This window comes from Thalassospira sp. UBA848 (genome assembly GCF_002295455.1).
Taxonomy (GTDB): domain Bacteria; phylum Pseudomonadota; class Alphaproteobacteria; order Rhodospirillales; family Thalassospiraceae; genus Thalassospira.
This window is the reverse complement of sequence record NZ_DBGS01000019.1, coordinates 1-9,427: the sequence shown is the minus strand read 5'-3', so window position 1 is coordinate 9,427 and position 9,427 is coordinate 1. Positions and strand designations below refer to the sequence as shown.

10 protein-coding genes are annotated in these 9,427 nt (G+C 54.1%); 6 read left to right on the top strand and 4 right to left on the bottom strand.

Annotated features, from left to right (window positions below; translation table 11 throughout):
- The 6 genes from B2R48_RS02275 to B2R48_RS02250 all read left to right on the top strand — a co-directional run.
- The coding region (locus B2R48_RS02275; RefSeq protein WP_296997297.1) for a 50S ribosomal protein L19 at positions 1–162 on the top strand (162 nt) is incomplete at its 5' end.
- A 548-nt stretch (positions 163–710) separates the two neighbouring features.
- Positions 711–2,117 carry a 3-isopropylmalate dehydratase large subunit gene (gene leuC / locus B2R48_RS02270; RefSeq protein WP_213474193.1) on the top strand — a complete coding sequence of 469 codons (1,407 nt, stop codon included), beginning with the start codon at positions 711–713 and terminating at the stop codon, positions 2,115–2,117.
- Positions 2,118–2,128: 11 nt separating this feature from the next.
- A complete protein-coding gene (locus tag B2R48_RS02265) occupies positions 2,129–2,317 on the top strand; it encodes a hypothetical protein (RefSeq protein WP_296997293.1) in 189 nt (62 codons plus the stop codon).
- Between the two features lie 4 nt (positions 2,318–2,321).
- Positions 2,322–2,933, top strand: coding sequence for a 3-isopropylmalate dehydratase small subunit (leuD, locus tag B2R48_RS02260; RefSeq protein WP_062955956.1), 612 nt, complete (start codon positions 2,322–2,324; stop codon positions 2,931–2,933).
- Positions 2,934–3,039: 106 nt separating this feature from the next.
- Positions 3,040–4,143 (top strand): 3-isopropylmalate dehydrogenase, encoded by a 1,104-nt coding sequence (gene leuB / locus B2R48_RS02255; RefSeq protein ID WP_296997288.1) that lies wholly within the window; start codon positions 3,040–3,042, stop codon positions 4,141–4,143.
- Positions 4,144–4,300: 157 nt separating this feature from the next.
- Positions 4,301–6,343 (top strand): hypothetical protein, encoded by a 2,043-nt coding sequence (locus B2R48_RS02250; RefSeq protein ID WP_296997285.1) that lies wholly within the window; start codon positions 4,301–4,303, stop codon positions 6,341–6,343.
- A gap of 25 nt (positions 6,344–6,368) precedes the next feature.
- Here the strand turns inward: B2R48_RS02250 and sigJ are convergent, their stop codons facing one another.
- The 4 genes from sigJ to B2R48_RS02230 form a co-directional block, all read right to left on the bottom strand.
- Positions 6,369–7,406: an RNA polymerase sigma factor SigJ gene (gene sigJ, locus B2R48_RS02245; protein ID WP_296997282.1), complete on the bottom strand. Its 1,038-nt coding sequence runs from the start codon at positions 7,404–7,406 to the stop codon at positions 6,369–6,371.
- A complete protein-coding gene (locus B2R48_RS02240; RefSeq protein ID WP_213474197.1) occupies positions 7,393–7,827 on the bottom strand; it encodes a carboxymuconolactone decarboxylase family protein in 435 nt (144 codons plus the stop codon). The genes sigJ and B2R48_RS02240 overlap by 14 nt, the downstream gene beginning before the upstream one ends.
- A 134-nt stretch (positions 7,828–7,961) precedes the next feature.
- Positions 7,962–8,378: a hypothetical protein gene (locus B2R48_RS02235; protein ID WP_296997278.1), complete on the bottom strand. Its 417-nt coding sequence runs from the start codon at positions 8,376–8,378 to the stop codon at positions 7,962–7,964.
- A 248-nt stretch (positions 8,379–8,626) separates the two neighbouring features.
- Positions 8,627–9,427 (bottom strand): SAM-dependent methyltransferase (locus B2R48_RS02230; RefSeq protein WP_296997275.1); only part of this gene is annotated, 801 nt, incomplete at its 5' end.

Sequence of the window (9,427 nt, the reverse complement as noted above, 5' to 3'; positions counted from 1 at the left end):
TACTCCCCGGCCATCGACAAAATCGAAGTCGTTCGCCGCGGTGACGTACGTCGCGCGAAACTCTACTACCTGCGTGGCCGTACCGGTAAATCTGCACGTATCGCCGAGCAGACCACCGGTCACAAAGGCAAACTGACCGCAGCAGAACGCGCGAAGAAGTAATTCGCACGTTCCGCAACGTCGGACAAAAATACGGGCTCACCTTCGGGTGGGCCCGTTTTTGTTTCTCCCTCTCGCCATATCCGGCGGGATCAAATAACGACATATACACGCATTGATTGCATTATAGCGAATCGCAAGATTCCGTGACCGTAGAACAAGTCCCGCAGAAACCCGGCGATTAATTTATCAGCTTAAGTTATATCAGATATCCCTTACGTAAATCCGGAACGCCTGATTTAGCTACTTTGGGATGCTCCGGATCGCGCCACTCTATTTCGGAGTGTGAAACACCCAAAAACACGCGCCCTGTACCTTGCGATTTAGAGGGCGGCGTGTATAAAGGCACTCCCGCGGCAAAAACGATCAAACCCGCGTGGTTCTGGATAATAAAATTACGTAAACTGGATAAAGCCGGTTGCGCCGAAGAAACGTCAAGTCCCACCCGCCGTCAATGGCAGGTATTGCACCAATCTTCGTGACATTCAGGACCGCATCAGACGGGAAGATAGTTGCTGCTCAAAAGATCGATGTTTTATGAGGAGGTCGAGATGGGTCAGCCTAAAACCCTTTTTGACAAGATTTGGGAAAGCCATGTGGTCGATACGCAGGATGATGGTACCTGCCTGCTTTATATTGACCGTCATCTCGTCCACGAAGTGACCAGCCCGCAGGCCTTCGAAGGTCTGCGCAATTCGGGCCGCAAAGTGCGCCATCCCGAACTGACCCTTGCTGTGCCTGATCACAACGTTCCGACGTCTGACCGTTCCGAAGGCATTAAGGAAGAAGACAGCCGTATTCAGGTTGAAACCCTTGATCAGAACGCCAAGGATACCGGCATTCACTATTTCCCGATGGCTGACCTGCGTCAGGGCATCGTGCATATCGTCGGCCCGGAAGAAGGTTTCACTCTTCCCGGCGTGACCATGGTTTGCGGTGATTCGCATACCTCCACCCACGGCGCATTCGGCGCGCTTGCATTTGGGATTGGCACTTCGGAAGTTGAACACGTTCTGGCCACCCAGACCCTGGTTCAGAAACCGGCCAAGAACATGCTGGTCAAGGTCGAAGGCGACCTGCATCCGGGTGTAACGGCCAAGGACATCACTCTTGCGATCATCGGCCGCATCGGGACGGCTGGCGGTACCGGCTATGTCATCGAATATGCTGGCTCGGCCATCCGTGCACTGTCGGTTGAAGGCCGCATGACGGTCTGCAACATGTCGATCGAAGGCGGCGCACGTGCCGGCCTGATCGCCCCGGACGAGAAAACCTTTGAATATATCAAGGGCCGCCCGATGGCACCGAAAGGTGCCGCGTTCGAACAGGCTGTTGAATACTGGAAGACCCTGCCGTCTGACGAAGGCGCACATTACGACAAGGTTGTCGAACTTGATGCCGCCGACATCGTCCCGCAGGTCACCTGGGGCACCAGCCCGGAAGACGTCGTACCGGTCACGGGCACTGTTCCGTTCCCAACCGACGGCAAGGATGCTGGCAAGCAAAAAGCGATTGAGCGTTCGCTTGAATATATGGGTCTGACCGCCGGTACCCCGATCGAGGAAATCAAGATCGACCGCGTCTTTATCGGTTCTTGCACCAACGGTCGTATCGAAGACCTGCGTGCCGTTGCCGAAGTCGCCAAGGGCCGCAAGGTTGCCGAAACTGTCAATGCCATGATCGTTCCGGGCTCAGGCCTTGTGAAAGAACAGGCAGAAGCCGAAGGCCTGCATGAGATCTTCATCGAAGCAGGCTTTGACTGGCGCGAGCCGGGCTGCTCGATGTGTCTGGCAATGAACCCGGACCGTCTGGCCCCGGGCGAGCGTTGCGCTTCGACCTCGAACCGTAACTTCGAAGGCCGTCAGGGCCGTGGTGGTCGTACCCACCTCGTCAGCCCGGCCATGGCAGCTGCGGCTGCGATCACCGGTCATCTGACCGACATTCGTAAACTCGGTTAAGGAAGGTTCCCATGGCCGATCAGACATTCATCAATTTCCGCGAAAGTGCCCCTCGTCTGGGCCGCGCACCGGTGCTTGAGCACCTCCTGCCGCAACTCACCGGCATTAATCTGCCGGACTTCGTTGCGCAGGAACTCGACGCGACCGAAGAATTGATCGAAGCACTCGGTCTGGCCTGGGAAACTGGAAGCAAGGGATAAGATAATGGAAAAATTCACCAAGCTCACCGGTGTTGCCGCACCGCTGCCGATGATCAATGTCGACACCGACATGATCATTCCCAAACAGTTCCTCAAAACCATCAAACGTTCGGGCCTTGGCAAGAACCTGTTTGATGAAATGCGCTATGACGACAACGGCAACGAAATCCCGGATTTCGTTCTCAATAAACCGGCTTACCGCAACGCCCAGATCCTTGTATCTGGTGATAACTTCGGCTGTGGTTCCTCGCGTGAACACGCACCCTGGTCGCTGCTTGATTTCGGCATTCGCTGCGTGATTGCACCGAGCTTTGCCGACATTTTCTATAACAACTGCTTCAAGAACGGCATCCTGCCGATCCGTCTGCCGCAGGAAGATGTCGACAAGCTGATGGCTGATGCCGAACGCGGTGCCAACGCCACTGTTACCGTTGACCTTGAAAAACAGGAAATCACCGGTCCGGATGGCGGCTGCATCAAGTTTGAAGTTGAGGAATTCCGCAAGCACTGCCTGCTCAATGGTCTCGACGATATCGGTCTGACCCTGCAGAAGGCGGATGCCATCAATGATTTCGAAGCCAAGCGCGCTGCATCGCAGCCCTGGCTGTCGCTGTAATTGCAAGACGGGCGGCAAACATCGGTTTGTCGCCCGTTTTCTGATCGTTACGGGGTGATCCACCCCAAAAAAATCTGGCCGGAAAATATCTGGGAAGGAAGCATTTATGAGCACCACCAAAAAAGTACTGATGCTGCCGGGCGACGGAATTGGCCCGGAAGTCATGCGTCAGGTTCAGCGCGTCATGGACTGGATGGCAAAAAAGCGCAGTGTGAATTTTGAAATCACCGAAGGTCTGATTGGCGGCGCATCGATTGACGCGCATAACAATCCGCTGACCGACGAAACGCTGGCCGATGCAATGGCCGCAGACGCCGTTCTGCTGGGTGCTGTTGGTGGTCCGAAATGGGATGACATGCCGTTCGATATCAAACCGGAACGCGGTCTTCTGAAAATCCGCAAGGAAATGGGCCTGTTTGCCAACCTGCGTCCCGCACTGGTGTTTGACGCACTTGCCGGTGCATCCTCGCTGAAGGAAGACATCGTCAAAGGTCTGGACATCATGATCCTGCGTGAACTGACCGGAGGCATCTATTTCGGCCAGCCGCGCGGCATCGAAGAACGCGACGGTGTGCGTCACGGCTTTAACACGCTGGTTTATTCCGAGCCGGAAGTCGAACGCATTGCACGCGTAGCCTTTGATATGGCGATGAAACGCGACAAGCGCCTGTGCTCTGTCGATAAGGCAAACGTTCTGGAATCCACCGTTCTGTGGCGCGAAGTTGTCGAACGTGTTGCCAAGGACTTCCCGGAAGTCGAACTGAGCCACATGTATGTCGATAACGCATCAATGCAGCTGGTCCGTAACCCGAAACAGTTTGACGTGATGGTCACCACCAACATGTTTGGCGACATTCTTTCCGATTGTGCCGCCATGCTGACCGGGTCGCTTGGCATGCTGCCGTCCGCATCCCTTGGTGCGGCAGATGAAAACGGTGCCCGCAAGGCATTGTACGAGCCGGTACACGGCTCCGCCCCGGACATTGCCGGTCAGGACATCGCCAACCCGCTGGCAACCATCCTGTCCTTTGCCATGATGCTGCGCTATTCGTTCGACATGGGCGATGATGCCACCCTGATTGAAGACGCAGTTCAGAACGTCCTTAAAGGCGGTCTGCGTACTGCTGACATCATGCAGGACGGCATGGCCAAGGTTTCGACCACCGTCATGGGCGAATCGCTGATCAACGAACTCGACAAGCTCGTCTGAGTTTTCTGATCTACAAAACTCAGATCTTTAACAGGCCCGGCTGATTGCAGCCGGGCCTGTTCTTTTGTGCGGGTTGACACTCTGATGGTGAGGCCGGAAGCTGATTTGGTAATATAAACCAAACAAGGTGCGCAAAAGTGCCATTAAGCAGGGTCACATGAGCAAAAACAAAATCATTCTGGGAAGTATCGGGGTTATCACCGCCTTGGCCGTCGGCGCGCATTTTGCAGCGCCATCCTTTTTCGAAGGCCGCTTTCGCACACATTTGACCAGTCCGAACTCAGGTCTGGGTGGCACATTCGATAATTTCGAGCTGTCTTTGTTTAACCGCACGATGTCCGCCACGGACATCACCCTGCGCAACAGTGAAGGCGTCAAGTTTACCGCCGATATGCTTGCGCTCGGAAAAGTCAACTGGCTCACCCTGATCAACGCCAATCCATTCGGCGACGTCCTTGCCAATCAGGTAACCGCTGAAAATGGGACGGTCGAGTTTGGTTCTCAGTCAATTTCCGCCCATGCGGTGTCACTAGACACGCTGCATATGACACCTGGCGCGAACGGGCCGCAATATGCAGCTGAGTCCGGGGAAGTGATTGATCTGATCATTGATGCAGGCGCCGAACACGCCGTCACTGCGGATCTCGTTGCCTTTGAAATCATTAATCCGGTGGAGCTCGGCAAAGTCACAATCCAGAATATTCACTATACCAATCCGATGGGCAGCGAGGCCGTTTCACTGGAAACAATGACAGCAGATAACTGTACCCTGCACCTGACGGAGCCAGTAAACATTGCCCTCCCCCAGACGCCGCTAGATGACTGCATCGCCCTTTCGGGAACTGGCGTTTCCATCTCGTTTGATGACAACAAGCAAATCAACACTGCGGCATTTGCTTCCAATCAGCTCAACCGTGAAGGCGTTGAAAGCGCGACCCTGACAGACATCCAAATCGTCAGTGATGACATGGTCAAGGCAACGGTTGCTGAAATTAACATCAAGGACATTGTGCAATCACTGCGCACAGACGCCTTCGATGATAACCACCAACTTGACAGCCGCGAGTGGCAACACATCGTCGATAATCTGTCGATCGGGCATTTTTCCATCAATGATTTGCTTGTAGAGGACGTTACCGGTACGGGGAAACTGGGTATCCTTGCCATTGATGGCTTCAAGAATGGTGCCCTTGAAAAGTTCCAGCTTGCTGGCATCGACGTCAATGTAAGCAACCACGAAGCCAAGCCAAACATGCAGCTGGGTAACTTCGAAATCTCTAAGCTTTCCCTAAATCGTGTTCACCGCATGTTTGATGCTATGGGTGTTTCGACATCGACCGACCCCGAGGCACAACTCGAAAACCTTATGACCCAAACACTTGGCGATATCGGCGTTTTGATATCGCCATTGATCTATGAAAGCCTGGTTGTCTCTGATCTGTCGATTGCTGGCAATATGGCCCCGGACAGCAGGATTGAGTTTGGACTGGAGCGCGGAAATGCCAGCCTTGGCGACCCCGTTCAGCTGGAAGGCAGCAACATGACGTTCGCCAAAAAAGCGCGAACAGCTTACGAAGGCCTATATCTGAAAGTTTCGGACAACTCACCAATCAAACCCGCCATCGCAGGTATTCTTGGTGTTGAAGATTTCGAACGCGTTAGCATCAATGGCAAGGCTTCAGTCATCTGGGATGAAGAAGCAGGGCTTTTCACCCATAACATCGAAGATACCTCGATCGATGATATTGGCAGCATCAGCTTGTCAGTCAGCATCGGGAACATACCCCGCGATGTCATGAGCCGACTTCTGGCAACCCGCCTGAGCGAGACAGAAAAACTGCAACAGATTGGTTTGACCCAAGCCGGTTTTGGCGGTGCACGCCTTGAAATCGAGGGGGAGAAACTGGTCAAAATGTTCCTGCGCCTGATCGCACAAAGCCAACGCCAGTCGCCAGAAGACTTGCAGATGATCGGAACAATGACCCTGATGCAAACCCAGCAGAACTTTGCACCGTTTCCAAAGCTGGCAGAAAACATTGGTGAACTTGTCACCTGGCTGAATGACCCGCAACATCTGGTGATTTCGCTGGCGCCTGATGAACCGGTTCCGTTTGGCGTCATCGCCGCAGGTGGTATTCAACCAAACACAGCAGCTGAATTGATGGGTCTAACCATTCAGGCAAATGACAGCATCAAGTAAGCTTCAATGACAAAAGGCCGGGAAATCACCCGGCCTTTTTATTTGAAAGTTCGATCGGTATGGCATCGGCAAGAACGGGCGAAAACAATGCCAGCTTGTCCGGGTTTCGGTGCACGAACAGATCAATGATTCGTCCATCACGTTCAGAAGCGCAGATACCCGTCGTCACCACGCCGTTCTCCACCATCAGAAGCCAGCATTCATCGTCCAGCGTGATATGAAACACACGCTCGTCAGCACTACGCTTGCCCCAAACCCCGATGAAGAAGCGTAACACATGATCCGCGCCATATAGCGGGTTGGCGGTTGCCAGTGCCTTACCCCCACCATCTGAATGCAAGATCACATCAGGGGCCAACAGATCAAGTAATCCGCTTACATCGCTGCAACCAATTGCCGTTACAAAAGCGTCCAGTTTGGCACGGTCGCAGGTCGTTGAATCCGGTTCTGGTGTCGCGTCACGGTCACTTTCGCGTTGCATCTTGCGTCGTGCTCGAAACAGTATCTGACGGGTATTGTTTGGCGTGCGTTCGATCAGCGGGGCAATGTCATCATGCACCCAGTCGAACACTTCATGAAGCACAAGGGCCACGCGTTCCACAGGTGCCAAACGTTCAAGCATCAGCATATAAGCCTGACCAAGGCCATCCTGCTCGATCAGCTGCTGTTCGGCTTTGGGCTGCTCGGGCGGAAGCCACGGTTCAGGCAACCAATTGCCGACATAATTTTCACGTTGCCGCCGAGCCGATTTCAAGACATCAAGGCATATGTTGCTACATACCCGCACAAGCCAGCCAGTAGCATCCTTGATCATATCCTGATCCTGTTGGCGCCAACGCAACCATACATCCTGAACCGCGTCTTCGGCATCGGCATGACTACCGAGCATGCGATAAGCCAGCGCTGTTAGCCGGGCGCGATGTGTTTCGAAAATCCGGTCTACCAAGGACGTACCACCAAGCAAATGAAGCGATACGGGCAAATCCCGTACCGCTGTTTCCGTCCTAGTGTAAGTCCTTTTTGTGTCCCCGTCAGGAACCTTGCGCAGATTATGCGTATTCATGCTGCGCGATACCCAACCGGTTCCAGGCATTCATGGTAGCAATGATGCAGGTCAGCTCCGAGATTTCGGCAGCCTCGAAATGATCAAGCAGCGCACGATGGCATTTCGATATCTCCACCTGACTTTCCGTTCGGGTCAGGCATTCGGCCCATGCCAGTGCCGCACGTTCGGCCTCATCAAATCCCTGTGCCCCTTCCCAGACCGCAAGCATCGTCAGCTTGGTTGGGTCACCGCCATTTTTGGCAAAACTTTCTGAATGCATCCGAACGCAATAGGCACAACCATTGATCTGAGACACCCGGCATTCGATCAAATCGCGAAGGACCGGTGCGATCCGCGGGTTTTCGCCAAGCTGTGCGGCCAGGGCAAACTGGGCCTGAAACAGGGCAGGCGTATCTTCGTGGAAGGCAAAGCGAGTCATGACAATTCTCCTTGGTGACACGAGGAACTTAAGGGAAAAATTTCCCCCTCTGCCAACAAGGACGAGCCACATGCGGGCGGTGTTACATGCCCGTCTGTAAAAAACAAAAATACTGGGCTGATGATACCTTTGCGTCAGACCATGCCGGAACTTTCAAGTGCTTTGACGACATTGTCATGCATCTCCCATGTCCAATCCTCACCCTCGCCTTGCATTCCTTCGGCAACGGTAAAGATCGCTGCAAGATAGTCACTGACATCAGTCTTGCACATCGGCAGACCTGCTGCGGTCGCAATCTTGGCAGCAAGGCGGCCGTATTTCTTGTTCCCGATCTGGCAGCCGAAATGCCCGACCGTCTCGGCAAGTTTCGTACCGGTAATCTTGCGCCCCGGTGCCTTGGCATGTGCACGCAGCATATCGCGCTCGCAGCTCGACATTTCAATTTCAGCCAAGGCACGGACATAATCCTCTGGCCGTCCGATATGGGGCGCTGTCGCGGTATCCGATTGAGTATGGTGGTTGGCGTCATCCCGGCTGATCAGTTCAAACATGTCGTTTCCTCCCGACAAAATGACCGGAACATCGCTTTTCATATTCGCTTTTCACATCTGTCGTGCCGGTCCATCACGCGATGTGGTCTGGTTTGAGGGCACATTCTGATTCCGCTTTGGTTTGATTTTGATTTGCAGTCATGCTGCGTATTCAGCTTCGGAAACAGTGCGCGCCCACTTATTCGATATGGGAATTGGCACGCATAAAACAAACAGGGCGGGAAACCATCGTTCCCCGCCCTGTATCTTTAGGCATATTCGAAGCCCGGCTTGGTAAAGACGAACTGGCCGACCCGCATGCCGCCACCGCCCTCGCCCGCGTCAAAGGCGTTGATGCAACCCGCCAGATAGAATTCCCACATGCGTTTGAATTCTTCGTCGTATTTTTCCGGATCAAGATCATCAGCCACATCCCGGAACCGATCGCGCCACGCCATCAGCGTCTTGGCATAATTGCGCCCGGGATGGAAATGCGATGCCTCCACCGTCAGGTTCGCATGCTCGGCGGCCTCGACCACCTCATGGACGGCCGGAATGTAACCACCCGGGAAAATGTACTTGTCGATCCAGGGCGAGGTGAATTCCGCCCGCGGCTTGATGATCGTGTGGATCACGGCACGACCGCCCGCCTTCAGAAGTTCACCAACCTTCTCGAAATAGGTTCTGAACTGATGGCGCCCCACATGTTCAAACATGCCAACCGATACCACCCGGTCATATTTCCCGGCATTGGCATCGGCAAACAGGCGATAGTCCAGCAGGTGATAATCAAGGCCCGCCTTCATGTTATCGCCCATCTCGGCACGTTTTTCCTGTGCCCAATTATATTGTTCGGTCGAAAGCGTGATGCCGTGTACCTCTGCCCCGGTTTCGCGGTGGATAAAGCGGCTGAGCCCGCCCCAGCCACAACCGATATCGACCACCCGCAACCCCGGTTCATTGATCTTGAGGCGCTGGGTGGTCAGGCTCATCTTGCGGTGCTGGGCTTCTTCAAGGGTTTGCGCCCCATCATCCCAGAAGGCACATGAATATTGCATCTCCGGATCAAG